Genomic DNA, 16,903 nt, shown 5'->3' on the forward strand with positions numbered 1-16,903 from the left:
CTCTAGTGCTGGTGAAGGGATGCGGGGCGCAGGACGCCGAGCGGTACGGCACCGTCGGCGTTGAGAACCTGCAGCTCCAGGCCGGACTCGGCCGCGACGTCGGCCAGGGTGACGGGCCGCCAGATGTGCTGGGCAACGGCGGAACGATGTACGGCACCGGCCCGCGAGACTTCCCAGGTGCTGGTCATCTCACTGCCGTCGGGATGCGGGGCGACCGAGAGCGACCAATGGACGTCGTCGCTGCCGATGCGCGTCTCGCCCAGTCGCAGAGGCCCGAAGTCTGCGTCAGGGCCGAGTGCCAGCAGTTCGACCACCAGCGGGGCATCGGGTACGAGTCTTTCCGACAGCCGCTTCCACAGCGTCCGCCGCGCGTCGGTGCTCAGATGCCCGGCCACCCCGCAGACCACGGCGGCGCCGATCCGCTCCGGCAGTTCCAGGTCGGGGGCCGCGCCGTCGGTGACCGTGACCCGGTCGCGCAGGTGCGGATCGCGGACCACCTTGGAGGTCAGCACCGCCCGCATGATCGGGTCGGGCTCGGCCGCAATGATTCTGGCCCCGGGTAGCGCCCTGGCGACGGCGGCCGTGAGCAGCCCGGTGCCGGCGCCGATCTCGACGATCGGCCCGTCCTGATCGGTGAGACCCGCCAGCGCCCCCACCACGTTGCTGACCGCGTCGGTGCGCTGCCCGGCCACCAGGTCGTAGAACTCAGCCTCGAGCGAGTACCCCTGCGGCACCGTCGCTCCGGCTGGTTCGTGCCCGGTTGTGAGGTCGCCGACCGGGATGATCACCGGAGCAGAAGCGGTGATCCGTTCCGGCGGGCCGAGGACAGACGTGAGGTTGTTCCAGATCCGGGCGGTGGAGAGGTCGAGCTGCGCCTGCTTCAACGGGTCGGCCTGAGCAGCAGCCGCCTCGACCAGACCGTCCAGGGCCCGGGTCACGGCTTCGGGCCACCACTGCCCCATCGCCTCGGCCATGGTCGTGGCCTCGCTACCGGCAAGGACCGTCGTGCTGGCCTGGTCCAGTCGTTCGTCTCCCCGCAGCACGAGCCGGTGATGCTCATCGCGGTCGGCGTGCCAGCGCGGGCTCCACAGCACCGGGCCGTGGGTGTCGGCCAGCGTGAGCACCCCGGCCGAGGTACCCAGGGCGATCCGGTGCCACAGCAGCGCGTGGTTGTCCCGGTCCAGCGGGTCGAGCTGGTTCTGTACTCGCAAGGTGACCGGCACCCCAGCCAGCGTTCCCGTGATCGACCGCAGCGCCCCGTCCCCAGTTGGTTCGTTCCAGCTCCACGGCCGTACCCCGCCCAGCGCCGCGGCCAGAACATCAATCAAAGGGTGCAGGACGTGCACGGGCGCGGCCGCGTCCACGAAAAGCGGCTCGCTGCGGGCGATCAGCCGCTGGGCGGCCTCGATGAAGACCCGTACCGGCCGCACCTGGCGGTAGTGCAGGTTCACCCGGTGCTGAACGCCGTGCCGGCGGGCGGTGCGGGCGCAGGCCAGGATTTCGTCGGGGTGCAGCGGATGCTCCTGCAGCACGTGCAGGCCGCGGCTCAGGAGCTGTTGCGCCAGATCCGTTCCCGGGCCGCCGGAGATGGCCGATCCAACCGCCACGCAGGCGATGTCGGCCACGAGCGGCAGGTCGTCCAGGCTCCGAGACAGATCGAAGTACGGCACGCCGTGGGCCTGGGCCAGTTCGCGGGACGCCGCGCCGCCCTTTCCGGCCACGCCGGCCAGTTCGTAGGAGCCCCGACTCCCGGCCACGGCTTCGGCGTGGATCCGCCCGAAGCCACCGCCCACCACGACGACTCTCGGGATGTCGGCGAGTCCGCCGGTCACAACGCTCCTTCCTCGTCCTCGGCGCCACCCTCCACCAGGTCGATCCGGGTGCCCGGATCGGCCGTGGCCAGGTCTTCCAGCAGCTTCTGGGGATCCAGGGCCCGGTCGGCGAAGTGCACGCCGGGCGGCACCTGGCCGTCCAGGACCTGCTGCACCGTGCAGGCTCCTACCGCTGCGGTCAGCCGGTAGCTGTCCGGGCTGGTGACCAGGGCCGACCTCTCGGCGCCGGCGGCCTCGGTGAGCGTGAAGACCATGCGGTAGTAGGGGGCCCGGCCGGTCAGGTCGATCTCGGCCGCCCGCAGGATGCGCTCGGTCAGTTCGGCCATCGGGGTGTTCGCCTGCTGGGCGGCCGGCAGCGTGGCCAGGACCGAGCGGACGGCCGGGCCGGGATGGACGTGCCAGGCCTCCAGACTGCGTAGCCCGAGGTCAGCCGCCACGCGTTCGGACTCGAGACTGAGGAAGGGCTGAACCGCGACCCGGCCCGGGAAGCCGGGCGCCTCCACATCGTCGTCCGGCACGAGAACCCGGGAACGCCGGGCCCCCTCGCGCCAGGCCGCCCCGGCCTCACCGAACAGGTTGGCATCGGCCACCGCGCCGAGAGAGAGCACCAGATCGGCGGCCACGGTGGTGGTGGCCCGTTCCCGGCCACCCGTGTGCACGACCAGACTCGCGCCTGGTGTCGCCGGGGACGTTCGAGAGGTGACCGATCCCGACGAAGACGCGCCGCCCCGTCCATAGTTCTGCCCCAGAAGCCGCGGCAGCAGACCGGACAGGCCGGGCAGGGTGCCCGCGGAAAGTACGACCGGCGTCTCGCTCGCCACACTGCCCGCGCCCGTCAGCGCCTCGAAGACCGGTTGCTCCCCCGTCACCAGCACGCACGGCACGCCCTCGGTCAGCGCCGCGAACGGTACCGCCTCACCCAACTCGTAGCTGGGACCGGTGCAGTCGAGCACCACAGCACAACCCCGCACGAAGGCGCGCAGTGCCGCCGCGTCGGTCACATCTACGGCAACCACGTCATTCTCACCGGGGAAGGCGGCCTGCAGACGGGCACGGTTGCGTGCTCCGAGCCGCACCGGGCCGAGCCCGAGCCGCCGCAACGCTTCGACGGCGGCTGATCCAACCTCACCCGAGGCACCGAGCACCGCGATCGGCCTCATCGCAGCACCGCCCCATCGGTGATCCGCACCAGGGTGTCCAGCAGACCGGCCGCATGGTCCACGTCGATGCAGGTGAAGTGGTCTCCGGGCACGTCCACGATGTCCAGGTCGCCCAGGCACAGCTCGGACCAGTGCTGAGTGACCGCATCGCGACTGCCCGGGAAGGGGTAGGCGCCACTGTGGCGCAGGAAGGTGATGTCTCCCGCGTAGGGCTCGGGCTGGTAGCGGGTGATGGCGAAGACGCTCTGGCGGAACGTCTCGCGCAACCGGTCCATGTGCTCGGGCTCGTACATCCCGGCCGTGGCGGGCACCAGCTCGCACAGCCGCTCCACCCGCTGCGCCTTGGGCAGCGCCGAAAGCGCGGTGAAACGCTCACGCACGTCGGCGAAGTCGGCTCCCAACCGGGTGAATGCGCCGCTCTCGATCACGCCGTTGCCCGCCGCCAGAGCGGCATCGGCAGCGGCCGCCACCCGCAGTTCGTCGGCCGGGAACCCGAGGGCCTGCGGATCGATGCCCATCATGATCGCGAACGAGTACTCGCTGAGCAGCTCGTCGTCCAGGCGGAAACGAGGGCTGTGACTGCTGATCGCGGTGAAGGTGGCGACGTCGGCCCCGGCCTCGGCCAGCCCGCGGGCGATCTCGGTGGCGATCAGACCGCCCAGGCAGTAGCCGATCACGTGCACCGGCCCGCGGGCCAGGGGCAGGAGCTCCTTCACGTAGCGGGCCGAGACCTCCTCGATCAGCCCCTCCGGTTCGGCCTGGAGGAAGTCCGGCAGGTGCGGCACCTCCACGCCGACCACGTGCCCGGTTCCGGCCGAGCGGCGGCGGATCTCGGTGATCAGGGCCCGGTAGGGCATGACGGTGCCGGTGCCGGCGTGCACCAGCACGGTCAGCGGGCCGTTGCCGTGCGGGTCTCCGTGCAACGGGACCACCGCATTGGTGCGCTTGGGCACTGTTTCCTGGCCCTCGTTCTCAGTTCTGGTTCCCGAAAGACCGCGCAGATAACCGGCCAGCGCGGCGATGGTGGGACGGCGCAACATCTCGCGCAGCACCACCTCCCACTCCGCGGTGACGACCCCCGGCACCCGCTCGCGCAGAAGTGCGACTAGGCGGGCCACGAGCAGGGAGTCCCCGCCCAGCGCGAAGAAGTCGTCGTCGCGGCCGACCTGTTCCACGCCCAGCAGTTCGGCCCACAGCTCGGACAGCTGACGTTCCAATGCGCCCTGAGGGGTACCTCCGGCGCCGGCCGGACCGGCGGTGGCTGCGGTGGTGGCAACGACGGCGGCCAGGGCGGTGCGGTCGACCTTGCCGTTGCTGGACAACGGCATCCGGTCGAGGACCACCCAGCGGCTGGGCACCATGTAGCCGGGCAGCAGTTCGGAGGCCCGACGGGTGAGCTCCTGCGGTTCCACCACCGCCCGGATGGTCTTGGCCTGCGCCAGGATCAGGCGCTGGCCGGTGGCGGCCAGCGGCTCGTCCGGACCCGGAAGCTCGCCCCGTACAACGAATCCGGCCGCGTGGAGGGCCTGCCGCCACTGCGTGTCGCTGAGGAAGGCCCGCCCGTCGACGGCCCGGGCATCGTGCACCGGGCCGGCCGCGGCCTCGAGGAACTCGGTGGAGACCAGGAGGGCCGGGTCGTCGTCGTGGGTCTGCTCGATCACGGCGATCCAGCCACCGGGTCCGAGGACGCCGTGCACGTGGCGCAGGGCCGCATCGATGTCGGGCAGAGCGTGCAGGTGGTTACCGGCCACCACCACGTCGACGCTGTTCGCTCCCAGCCCCTGGAGCGCCGGGTCCTCGCGCAGGTCGAGACGGGCGGTGCGGACCCAGGGGTGTTCGGGGAAGCGGTCGGTGGTCTCGGCGACGAAGAAGGCCGCCGGGTCGGTGAAGAGGTAGTCGGGCCGGTGGGCGGCCAGGGCAGGTACCAGCTTCGAGGTGGTTCCGGCGATGCCTCCGCCCACCTCCAGCACGCGCAGCGGCTGCGGGCGGCGCCCGGCCACCTCGCCCAAGGCGGCTCCGAGGGCCTCGTGCAGGTGGGCGACGGCCAGGTTGTCCCGGTAGGCGCCGAGCATCAGTTCCGGCTGGGCACCGGGAAAGAACAGCTCACGGACGTCGGTGGTCCCGTCGACGAGGCCACCGAGGTTCTCGATGCCGATGGTCACGATGCGGGCCAGATCGGCGCCGTGCTCCACGGCTGCTGCGACGTTCTTGAGGCTCTCAGAGGCGTCTTCCGGGGCGGTGTCCGTGAACCGCCACCGACCGTTCTCGGCCGCCTTCACTACTCCGGCTTCTTCCAGGGCCGGCAGCCATCGCCGGACCACCGGTGCAGTCAGGGCGGTGGCCCCCAGCGCCGCACAGATCTCGTCCGGAGTAGCCCCCGTCGCGGGCACCGCCCCGCGCTCGCGCAGCAACCTGGTCATCGCCACGACCGATGCCTGCCCCAGCGCCTCCCGGAAGGCCGCGAACGCGCTCAGATCCATCGCCTGCTGTACCCGGGTGGACGCCGACCTGGCCTTTCCCACGGTGTCTTCCCACTCGGCACGCCATGGGTCGACCGGGCCCGGCTCGAGGACCGCGGGCTCGATCACGCCGACGAGGGTCCGTGCCCCCGAAGGTTCGGTGTCGACCACGGCGGCCGCTGCCCCCACCGCCGGATCGGCCAGGATCGCCGCCTCGACCTCGGCCAGTTCGATGCGGTAGCCACGGAGCTTCACCTGAGTGTCCTCGCGGCCGAGGAACTCGATCTCGCCGTCGGGCCGGTAGCGCCCCAGGTCGCCGGTGCGGTAGAGGCGCTCGCCGCTGACCGGGTGAACGATGAATCGTTCGGCCGTCTTCTCGGCATCGCCCAGGTAGCCCATGGCCACCCCCAGGCCGCCGATGAACAGCTCGCCCGGGCACCAGTCGGGCACCGGTTCCAGATCTGCGTCGAGCACCTGGAAGCTCTGGTTGGCCAGCGGCTTTCCGTACGGGATGCTCGGCCGGTCCGGATCCACCCCGTCGATGGTGTGCCAGATCGACCAGACCGCGGCCTCGGTGGCGCCCCCCATGCTGATCACCTGCAGTTCGGGCATCAGGGCGCGGGCGGCGTCGGGCAGGGTGACCGGGATCCAGTCTCCGCTCAGCAGCGCCACCCGCAACGAGGCCGGAACCGTACCCGGATCGGTGCGCAGGTAGTCGATCAGCATCTGCAGCTGGCCGGGCACCGAGTTCCAGACCGAGATCCGATGACTGACAGCCAGTTCGGCCCAGTGCGACGGGTCTGCGCGACGCTGCGGATCGGGCAGGACCAGGGTGCCGCCCCTTCCCAGGGTGGCGAAGACGTCGAACACGGACAGGTCGAAACCCAGCCCGGCCAGGCCGAGCACCACGTCGTCCGGCCCCAGGCCGATCCGGTCGGCCACGTCCTGCAGAGTGTTCAGGGCGGCCCGGTGGCTGATCATCACCCCCTTGGGCACACCGGTCGACCCCGAGGTGTAGATGACGTAGGCAAGATCTTCCGGCCGGGCCGGTCGTCCCGGCCGGGCGGTGACCGGGTCGAGTTCGTCCACGACCACGACACGCCGCGACCCGCTGGGATCGGCGTGCACGGCCAGAGCGGAAGACGTGACCACGGTGGTGACCTGAGCACTGTCCAGCACGACCGTGCGCCGGGCGGCCGGCTGGCTGGTCTCCACCGGAAGATAGGCCGCACCCGCCAGCAGAACCCCTAGCACGCCGACGATCTGGTCGGCGCCCTTGTCCAGGTACACCGCGACCGGCTCGCCGGCCGCCACTGCGGTCAGGGCCGCTGCCACGGCACCGGCGCGCTCGTTCAGTTGCGCATAAGTGAGGACGCCGGTGGGCCCGTCGACCGCGATCGCATCGGGAGTGCGGCGGGCCTGGGCGAGAAAGGCCTCGTGCAGGAGCCCTTCGGGCACCGGCGCCTGTGTGGCGTTGACCTCGGCCCGGCGAGCCGCCTGCGGCGCGGGCAGACCCGGGCCGTACGCGTCCCAGGCCGAGTCGTCCTCGGCCAGTTCCTTCACCAGGTCGGCGAACGCCTCGAACGCCTCCGGCGCGACCCCTTCGGCCAGCACACCGTCGCGCACGTCCCAGGACAGGACCAGGGCATCGTCACGCCGTACGGTCTGACAGTCGATCCAGACCTGCGGTGTGCGGGTCGAGACGTAGGCCACCGTGCCGGTGCTGGGTGCGACCGGCCCCGTCGGCAGGTCGAGGGTGCTGGTGAACACGACCGGCAGCAATGGCCTCCGGCCGGTGCGACGGGCGACCTCGGCCGCCACCTCGGTTCCGGGGAACAGGGCATGGTCCAGGTCTTCGAGCAGCCGACCGGCCATGGCCCGGGCGTGCTCGGTGATGCTCCGGCGGGCGGTGAGGTCGACCTCGAGCAGCTCGATCGTGGTGAAGTCGCCGACCAGTCGCGTCACGTCGGGATGCAGCGGCAGCCGGCCGAAGGTGGGCACGGTGAGCGTGAACGCACGATTGCGGCTCCAGCGGGCGATGGTCAGCGCGTAGGCCGTCATCAGGACCGACGAGAGGCTGAGGTCGCGCTCTCGGGCCCGGCGCTCCAGGGCCTCCAGGCGGACGGCCTCGACCGGGCGTTCGTAGCGGCTGAAGGTGGGCACGGACTGGGTGGCCCGTGCGCTTGCGCCGGCCAGGGGAAGCTCCGGCGCACCCGGCAGGGTTCCGGCGCGCTTGCGCCAGTAGGCGCGATCGCGCTGGAAGTGGGCGGTTTCAGAGATCGCCCGACGGGCAGTGACGTAGTCGCGGAAAGTGAGCTCCGGAACCGGCACGTCCTGCTGCCGCCCGGAGAGCAGAAGGTCGGACTCGGCGAGCAACTGCTGCACCCCGGCGTAGTCGGCCGCCAGCAGCTCGATGCCCAGATGCAGCACCGCCAGGCCGTCCCCCCGGGTGAGGTGCAGGTCGATCAGGGGCCAGCGGTCCGGCGGGACGTCTCGGGCCTGAAGGCGCTCACGGGTGCGCACCACCGCCCGCTCGACGACCTCGGAGGCCTGGCCGCGCAGGTCGTCCTCCCCGACCGGAAGCTCCGGCACCTGCTCCAGGACATGCTGAGTCCCGTCTGGGTGCACCACGGTTCGCAACGCGCCGTGACGACGAACCAGCTCCGTCCAGGCCCTCCGGACCGCCTCCGGCTCCAGGTCTGCATACCTGATCTCGACATATGCATGACAGGCAATCCCGCCGTACTCGTAGGCGGCGCTACGGCCGGTGAGATACGCAGCCTGCACCTCCGTCAGAGGGAAGGGCCGGTGCGCCCCCTGCGGGTCGGGCACGGCCCGGGGCAGCCCGAGCGCGCCGTCGAGACGCTCGACCAGGGCCTGCCGGTGAAGCCTCACCTGATCCTTCAGGTCCTGACCGAAAGCCCCTCGCGGGGCCCGGAACCGCAGCTCACCACCGTCCACCCAGAGGCGGACGCCGGCGCTCTCGAGACTCTGCACAAGGTCGTCAAGCTCCACGGAGATGGTTGTCCTTTCACGTCGCGGACCACGCCGCGAGACGTCTCCCCCGCTGGTTCGAGCACCCGGCCGGGGGTTGCGCCGGGCGCCTCGGACTGACTACTAATTGAGAATGATTTTCACCTTCAGGTGGCCTCATGCAAGCACAACCGAGCACGATCGCGCCAGAGGGGAACGGGGATGAACCGGACGGGGACCGATTTCTTGACAATCCCGCAGCACTATGTAAAACATTGGCGACCCGTTACTTTCAGCGGATCACTGCGACGCTGGGCCCGGCTCTGGTCCGATACCGTGGCCGTGGTCGACCCACGTCAACGGCTCACCTACCAGGAGCTGGACGAGAACGCCGACCGCGTCGCCGCCGGGTTCGCCCGGCTCGGGGTGGGGCGCGGCGACCGGGTGGTGGTCCAGCTGCCCAACCAGGTGGAGTTCCTGCAGGTGTGGTTCGGCCTGCAACGCCTGGGCGCCGTGCCGGTGCATGCCATGCCGGCCCACCGCCGCGACGAGATCGTCCACCTGGCTGCTACTTCGGGGGCAGCTGCACTGGTGGTGGGCGAACGCCAGGGCCGGTTCGACTTCCGGACCATGGCCGTGGAGGTAGGAGCCGAACTGGGCAGGAGAGGGCTGGCGGTTCCCGAGGTGGTGGTCGTCGGCGAGCCGGGTGAGTCCGGGGGCACTGCCTTTTCCGAGCTCTGCCGACTCGCCCCGGCGCCGTCCGCCGCACCTGTGTCGGCCGGCCTCAGCCATTCCACGGACGCACGCCTGCTCCCGGTGGCCGAGCCCGATCCGGACGACCCGCACGGCCCGGCCGCCGGTGACCTCGCGCTGCTGCTGATCTCCGGCGGCACCACCGGCCGGCCCAAGCTGATTCCCCGCAGCCACACCGACTACGACCTCAACGTCCGGCTCGGCGTGCGCGCAGCCGCAATGAACTCCGCCACGGTCTATCTCGCGGTACTCCCGGCCGGCTTCAACTTCACCCTGGCCTGCCCCGGAATCCTGGGCACCCTCTCGGTCGGCGGCACCGTCGTACTGGCGCCCGATCCCAGCCCAGCCACGGCTTTCGACCTGATCGCCACCGAGAAGGTGACCCACACCGCCCTGACGCCGGCCCTCGTCCCCCATTGGCTCACCGAGGCCGAGACCCGTCGTGAGGCACTGGCCACCCTGCAGGTGGTCCAGGTCGGCGGGGCCCGACTGCCCGACGAACTGGCCCGCCGGGCCGGGCCGGCCCTGGGGGCCACGATCCAGCAGGTCTACGGCATGGCCGAGGGGCTGATCTGCTACACCGCGCTCGACGACGACCCCGAACTCGTCGCCACCACGCAGGGTCGGCCCGGTTGCGAGGACGACGAACTGCTCATCGTCCGGCCCGGCACCACCGAACCGGCCGAGAGCGGTGAGCTTCTCGTGCGCGGGCCCTACACCCTGCGCAGCTACTACAACGCCCCGGCGGCCGACTCGGCCTTCACTTCCGAGGGCTTCTACCGCACCGGCGACGAGGTCCGCCGACTGCCCTCCGGACCCGTGGTCGTGGTCGGCCGGGTGAAGGACCAGATCAACCGCGCAGGTGAGAAGTACGCGGCCGTCGAGGTGGAGGAGCACCTGCTCGACCTCGACGGGGTGAAGGCGGCCGCGATCGTCGGACTGCCGGATCCGGACTGGGGCGAGGCCGCGGTGGCCGTACTCGTCCACGACGGCCCCGCCCCCACGGTCCGCACCCTGGCCACCCATCTGCGCGAGCGCGGACTGGCCGCCTACAAGGCACCGCAGCGAGTTCACAGCATCGACGCCATGCCCCTGACGCCCGTCGGCAAGGTCGACAAACAGGCGCTCCGGGCCCGGCTGGCCCGATGACCACCGAAGGGAAACCCGTGACCGTCCAGTCCGACCCGATCGCCGACCTGGCTGCCGCGCTGCAGCTCGACCCGTCCGAGTTCGACGACCAGAGCGACCTCTTCGAGCTCGGCCTCGACTCCCTGACCGTGATCCGGCTCATCGGTCGCTGGCGCCGGGCCGGGTTCGAGGTGGGCTTCGCCGACCTGGTCGAGAACCCCACCCCGGCCGGCTGGCGCCAGGCCCTGTCCCGCTCGGCCGCTGCCGCGCCCGGACCGGTCCCGCCCGAGCCGCACGGACTGGCCGACGAGGCCGATGGGGAACCTTTCGAGCTGGCCACCTTGCAGCACGCCTACTGGGTGGGCCGGCAGGACGGGCAGCCCTTCGGCGGGGTGGCCGCGCACTTCTACGTCGAACTGGACGGGCACGGCGTCGATCCGGGCCGGTTGCGCGGTGCCCTTCGCCGGATCGTGGCCCGGCACGCCATGTTGCGGATGCGGATCACTCCAGAAGGCCGGCAGTGGACGGCACCCGCATCCACCGCCGAGCAGGCCGACATCACCGTGCACGACCTGCGCGCCCTGGGCCGGGACGAACTGCAGCGAACCCTGGAGCAGACCCGCGAGCGCCTGACCCATCGGCGGATGGCGGTGGACGAGGGCCAGGTTCTCGATCTCCAGCTGAGCCTGCTGCCGCACGGCGCCACCCGTCTGCACGTGGATCTGGACATGATTGCCGCCGATGCGCTCAGCCTGCGCGTGCTGATGGCCGATCTGGCCCGGGCCTACGCCGATCCGGACTGGGCAGCCCCGGCCCCCGGATCCACCTATCGGCAGTATCTTTCGGCCGCGCCGGACGAGCGCCGGGCCGAAGACCGATCGTGGTGGGCCGAGCGCGCCCCTGACCTGCCCGGCGCCCCGATGCTCCCGCTTCGGCCGGACGCCGGTGCCCCCGGCACTGCGGCCCGCAGCGTGCGGCTGCACCACTGGGCCAGTCCGGCGACCACCGCGGCGCTGAACCGGGCGGCGGCGGCCCACGGCGTCACCCTGGCCGCGGCCTTGGCAACGGCTTTCGCCGAAAGCATCGGCACCTGGTGCGAGCAGCCCGAGTTCCTGCTGAACCTGCCCCTGTTCAACCGGCGCCCGATCGTGGCCGATGTTGACAGTCTGCTCGGTGACTTCTCCTCGTCCGTCCTGCTGGCGGTGGATGTGTCGGGCCGCCTGAGCTTCGCCGACCGGGCCCGCCAGGTGCGCACCGACCTGCACGCGGCGGTCGCGCACGGCAGTTACGGTGGCGTGGAGGTGCTGCGTGACCTGGCCCGGTTGCGCGGCGGCACGGTGCTGGCACCGGTCGTGTACACCAGCGCCGTGGGCCTGGGTGAGATCTACGGCCCACAGGTGCGCTCGTGTTTCGGCTCGCCGGTGTGGACGGTCTCGCAGGGCCCGCAGGTGTGGCTGGACGCCCAGGTCACCGAGCACGACGGCGGGCTCCTGCTGAACTGGGACGTGCGGCTGGACGCGCTGCGCGAAGAGCCGGCCCGGGCCGCCTTCGACGCCTACCAGCGGCTGGTCACCGCGCTGGCCGTCGACCCGGCGGCCTGGGAGCGCCCGGGTGCTGCGGACCTTTCCCAGCAACAGGTGCAGGCCCGGCGGGGGCTGGACGCGACCGCGCGCGCTCATCGTCCGCGTCTGCTGCAGGCCGGCTTCCTGGAACAGGTGCGCCGTGATCCGCACTGGCCCGCTGTGCTCTTCGGCAACGAGGTGCTCAGCTACGCCGAACTGCACGACCTGGCCGCCCTGACCGCGCGCGAACTGGCCGAGGCCGGGGTGAGGCCGGGCGACAGCGTCGTCATCACCCTGCCCAAGGGACCGCAGCAGATTGTGGCTGCTCTGGGGGTGCTGCTGGCCGGCTGTACCTACGTGCCGGTCGGCATCGACCAGCCGGCCACCCGCCGGGCCCGTATCCATCGGGCCTCGGGGGCCGTTGTGGCGCTGACCGACCCGGCCCACGCCGGGCTCGTCCAGCCGGCCGGGGCCCGGCCGGTGTTCGTGCCCACCGAGGCCGCCCACAGCCCGATCGGCGCCGACCTGGCCTCGGCCGACGACGTTGCCTACGTGCTGTTCACCTCGGGCTCCACCGGCGAGCCCAAGGGGGTGGAGATCTCGCACGCGGCGGCCGCCAACACCATCGACTCGATCAACGAGCGCTTCGGCATCGGCCCGGACGACCGTGTCCTGACACTGTCGGCGCTGGAGTTCGACCTGTCCGTCTACGACGTGTTCGGCCTGCTCTCGGCCGGGGGCACGCTGGTGGTGCTGCCCCAGGAGCACCGGGCCGACCCGGTGGCCTGGTACGCCGCCGTGACCCGGCACCGGGTCACCGTCTGGAACACCGTGCCGCCGATCTTCGACCTGCTGCTGCGTACCGCCGAGCACGCCGGCCCCACGGGATTCCCACTGCGCACCGTCCTGCTGGGCGGCGACCGGGTGACCGGTGACCTGCCGGGCCGCCTGCACACGCTGGCCCCGGCCGCCCGGTTCGCTGCACTGGGCGGCATGACCGAGGCCGCCATCCACTCGACGGTGTTCGAGGTGCGGCCCGGTGACGAGATCGATCCGGCCAGTCCGAGCCTGCCCTGGGGGTTGCCGCTCGACGGCGTGGCCTGCCGTGTGGTCGACGCCGACGGGCGGGACCGGCCGCAGGACGTGGTGGGTGAGCTGTGGATGGGCGGCGTTGGTCTGGCCCGCGGCTACCGCGGCGATCCGGAGCGCACGGCCGAAAGATTCGTCGAGGCCGAAGGGCGCCGGTGGTACCGCACGGGCGACCTGGCGGTGGTCCGGGCCGACGGAGCGCTGGAGTTCGCCGGTCGCGCCGATCACCAGGTCAAGGTCAGTGGCCACCGGATCGAGCTGGGTGAGATCGAGGTCGTGCTCACCGCCCATCCCGATGTGGAAGCCGCTTCGGTGCAGGCGATCGGCACCGGCCCGGGCGTGCAACTGGCGGCGCTGGTGGTCGCGGACCGGCCCGGTCCCGGCGATCTGAGCAACTGGCTGCACGAACACCTGCCCCCGCACATGCGGTGCGCCTGGTTCGTCACCGCTGAGGCGCTCCCACTGACCCGCAACGGCAAGATCGACCGGGCCGCAGTACGTTCTCTGCTGCTGGCCGCCCACGCGACCCCGACCTCCGCGACCGGAGAGCCGCCCCGCACCGACGTGGAGCGGGTCGTGGCCCAGGCCTGGCGCACTCTCCTCGGTGCGGACCAGATCAGCCGCGAGGACGACTTCTTCGCCCTGGGCGGCGACTCCCTCCTGGCCACCCGCCTGCTCGTGGCCCTGAACCAGGCGGGCGTACGCGGTGCCGGTCTGGGCGCCGTCTTCAGCCACCCGAAACTGGCCGACCTGTGCGCGCACCTGTCCCTGGGCACCCCGGCCGCACCCGCGTCCACCACCCTGACCAGCGACCCCACTGGCCGCTTCGCGCCTTTCCCGCTCACCGACGTCCAAAAGGCCTATCTGATCGGACGCAGTCCGGAACTCCCCCTGGGCGGCGTGGGCACCTGGCAGTACAACGAGTTCGACGGCCCTGACGTGGATCTCGGCCGGATGCAGAAGGCCTGGGACATCGTCCAGGCCCGTCACGACATGCTCCGCGCGGTCGTCGTCGACGGCCGGCAGCGGGTGAACGAAGACCCCGCGCCGACCCGGATCGCGGTGCACGACGTGCCCCCGGGCACCGACGCGGCGCCGGTTCTGGCCGAACTGCGATCGCGGATGTCGCACCGTCTGGTCGATCTGGCCCGTGGGCCGCTGGTGGAGATCGAGGCGGTGCGCTACCACCAGGACGGGCAGGTCCGCACCCGGCTGGGCCTGGGCTACGACTACATCGTGCTGGACGCCCTGTCGATCATGCGTGTGCTGACCGAGCTGGACCGCCTCTACCACGATCCGGAGGCGGACCTCGGGCCGGTCGGGCCCTCGTTCCGCGACTACGTTGTGGCGCACACCGACCGCGAACCTAACCCGGAACACCTGCGGCACTGGGAGAACCGTCTGGCCGAACTGCCACCGGCCCCTGCCCTGCCCCGGGCGCCGCACCCCATCGACGTCCCGGTCTTCGAGCGCCGCCAGCACCTCCTTCCGCCGAACGTCTGGCAAGCGCTGCAGAACCGGGCCCGCGCCCTGAAGGTCACTACACCCTCAGTCCTGTTCGCGGCCTATGGGGAGGTCCTGGCCCACTGGAGCGGCAGTACCGGCGTCACAGTCACCCTCACCCGCTTCGAGCGCCGTCCGGTTCACCCGCAGATCGACCTGGCGGTGGGCGACTTCACCTCCCTGGCCCCGGCCGGCTACGAAAGGGGGGCAGACACGAGCTTCACCGAGGCCGTGCGGGCGGTTCACCGTCGCACCGGTGAGGACCTGGATCACAGTGAGGTCCCGGCCTCGTGGCTGCTGCGCCGTCTGGCCTCCGCCAGCGGTGACGGCCAGCCCGTGCCGGTGGTGTTCACCAGTGCGGTCGGGGTGGGCGAACACGTCAGCATGGACCGCTCAGAAGGCTTCCCGCAGCCGGTCTGGGGCCTGTCCCAGTCGCCGCAGGTCTGCCTGGACAACCAGGTTCTGCCCTCGCGAGGCGGGCTGCAGATCACCTGGGACTCGGCCCAGGGGGTGCTGGCCGACGGTGTGGTGGAGGAGATGTTCCAGGTCTATCTGCGGCTGCTCACCTGGCTGGCCGATCACGACTGGGACGATGAGCCCGATCTTCTTCCACCGGCGCAACGTCGGGTGCGCGAGCAGGTTTCGGCCACCGGTGACGGCGGCCCTCCAGCCACCCTGCTCGTCCCGATCCTGGAGCAGGCTGCTCAACATCCCGATCGTTGCGCACTGGTGGCCGCCGACGAACCGGGCGCGCCCACCACGTCCTTCGGTGAACTACAGGCCGACATCGAACGCTGGGCAGGCTTGCTCGCCCAGAACGGCGTCCGGCGGGGCGATCTGGTGGCCGTGAGCCTGCCCAAGGGCCCGGGCCAGGTGACCGCCGCCCTGGGAGTGCTGGCCGCAGGGGCGGCTTATGTGCCGGTCAGCCGCACCGCACCAGCCACGCGACGCGAGATGCTCTTCGCCAGAACCCACTACGTGATCACGGACGAGGCAGCGCCGACCGGCCCACCCAGCATCGACCCGGCTGATCTGTCCGGCGCCTCGCGCCGGGCTCCGGTGCAGGCGGCTCCGAGTGACCTGGCCTACGTCATCTTCACCTCGGGCTCCACCGGCGAACCCAAGGGCGTGGAGATCACGCACGATGCGGCCGCGAACACCTGCCGGGACATCGTCTCCCGCTATCAGATCAACCAGAACGACCGCGTGCTGGGTCTTTCCGCCCTCGAGTTCGATCTGTCGGTGTTCGACATCTTCGGTGTGCTGGGCGCCGGCGGCACGCTGGTGCTGCCCAGCGAGGAGGAACGCCGCGATCCGGCCCGCTGGCTGAGTCACGTGCACCAGCACGGCGTGACGTTGTGGAACACCGTTCCTGCGCTGCTGGACCTGCTTCTGGGCGAGGGCGACCTGCCCGACACCTTCCGCCTGGCCCTGGTCTCGGGCGACTGGGTCGGCCTGGACCTGGCCGGGAAACTGCGCACGGCGAGCCGCGGTACGGCTCACCTGGTCGCTCTGGGTGGGGCCACCGAAGCGGCGATCTGGTCCAACGCCTACGACGTGGCCGGGATCCCGTCGCACTGGACGTCCGTCCCCTACGGATCTGCCCTGTCCGGGCAGCGTTACCGGGTGGTCGACCCGGCCGGGCGGGATGCTCCCGACGGTGTTGCCGGCGAGTTGTGGATCGGGGGACGCGGGGTGGCCCGTGGGTATCTCGGCGATCCGGTGCGTACAGCAGAGCGATTTGTCGACGTAGCGGGCGAGCGTTGGTATCGCACCGGCGACTTGGGTCGTTTCTGGGCCGATGGGACGTTGGAGTTCCTGGGGCGCACCGATCATCAGGTCAAGGTCAACGGACACCGTCTCGAGCTCGGCGAGGTGGAGGCCGCGCTGGAAAGCCTGGCCGGGGTCGAGCGAGCGGTGGTAGTTGCCCCGGGGCCGCGTAACCGGCGCACCTTGCATGCGGTGCTGGAATGCCCGTCCGGAGACAGCCAGTCCATCCGCCAGGCGCTGCGGGCAGTGCTGCCGGCGCACGCTGTTCCGTCTCGCATCAGCTTCGTCGAGCGGGTGCCACTCACTCCCAACGGCAAGGTCGACCGGGCCGCTCTCCTGACCCTCGCGGAAGCCACCGGCGCCTCCGAAGGCGCTCACGGACGTCCATTGTCGGAGATCGAAACGGCCCTGAGCCCGCTGTGGATCGAGGCCACCGGTAACCGTGAGGTCGACCCGGAACAGGGCTTCTTCGCTGCCGGGGGCGACAGCCTGGCCGCACTGAGACTCGTGGCCACGGTGCGTGAGCGGTTCGCCGTACCGATTTCGGCCCGGGACCTGTTCGCCACCCCGACCCTGGCCGCGCTGGCCCGGCTCGTCGAGGCCGCGGGGATGGAGGTGGACGAAGGAACGCTGTGAGCGAAGCGAGAAGGGGCCGGTGGTCGCCCACCGGCCCC

Annotated in this window: 5 protein-coding genes; 2 read left to right on the top strand and 3 right to left on the bottom strand. The window is 71.3% G+C overall.

What is annotated here, in order from left to right; all coding sequences use genetic code 11:
• Nucleotides 1–2: 2 nt before the first annotated feature.
• Genes QSK18_RS20320 through QSK18_RS20330 form a run of 3 tightly spaced genes read right to left on the bottom strand, consistent with a single transcriptional unit; the run spans nucleotide 3 to nucleotide 8,466 of the window.
• Nucleotides 3–1,832, bottom strand: coding sequence for a Gfo/Idh/MocA family oxidoreductase (locus tag QSK18_RS20320; protein WP_285621786.1), 1,830 nt, complete (start codon nucleotides 1,830–1,832; stop codon nucleotides 3–5).
• Nucleotides 1,829–2,992, bottom strand: coding sequence for an NAD(P)H-binding protein (locus QSK18_RS20325; RefSeq protein ID WP_285621793.1), 1,164 nt, complete (start codon nucleotides 2,990–2,992; stop codon nucleotides 1,829–1,831). Before QSK18_RS20325 ends, QSK18_RS20320 begins: the two co-directional genes overlap by 4 nt.
• Nucleotides 2,989–8,466 (bottom strand): non-ribosomal peptide synthetase, encoded by a 5,478-nt coding sequence (locus tag QSK18_RS20330; RefSeq protein WP_285621796.1) that lies wholly within the window; start codon nucleotides 8,464–8,466, stop codon nucleotides 2,989–2,991. The genes QSK18_RS20325 and QSK18_RS20330 overlap by 4 nt, the downstream gene beginning before the upstream one ends.
• 180 nt (nucleotides 8,467–8,646) lie before the next feature.
• Here QSK18_RS20330 and QSK18_RS20335 point away from each other — a divergent pair, with 180 nt between their 5' ends.
• Both QSK18_RS20335 and QSK18_RS20340 read left to right on the top strand, forming a co-directional pair.
• Nucleotides 8,647–10,326, top strand: a complete 1,680-nt coding sequence (locus tag QSK18_RS20335) for a (2,3-dihydroxybenzoyl)adenylate synthase (protein ID WP_285621799.1) — start codon at nucleotides 8,647–8,649, stop codon at nucleotides 10,324–10,326.
• 17 nt (nucleotides 10,327–10,343) lie between these two features.
• Nucleotides 10,344–16,865 (top strand): non-ribosomal peptide synthetase, encoded by a 6,522-nt coding sequence (locus QSK18_RS20340; protein WP_285621802.1) that lies wholly within the window; start codon nucleotides 10,344–10,346, stop codon nucleotides 16,863–16,865.
• Nucleotides 16,866–16,903: the final 38 nt, after the last annotated feature.

Source organism: Kineosporia sp. NBRC 101677 (assembly GCF_030269265.1).
In the GTDB taxonomy this organism is placed as follows: Bacteria; Actinomycetota; Actinomycetes; order Actinomycetales; family Kineosporiaceae; genus Kineosporia; species Kineosporia rhizophila.

Excerpts from the sequence above, each read along its gene's own strand:
- QSK18_RS20325 (WP_285621793.1), bottom strand. The coding sequence starts at position 2,992 with ATGAGGCCGATCGCGGTGCTCGGTGCCTCGGGTGAGGTTGGATCAGCC.
- QSK18_RS20335 (WP_285621799.1), top strand. The coding sequence starts at position 8,647 with ATGAACCGGACGGGGACCGATTTCTTGACAATCCCGCAGCACTATGTA.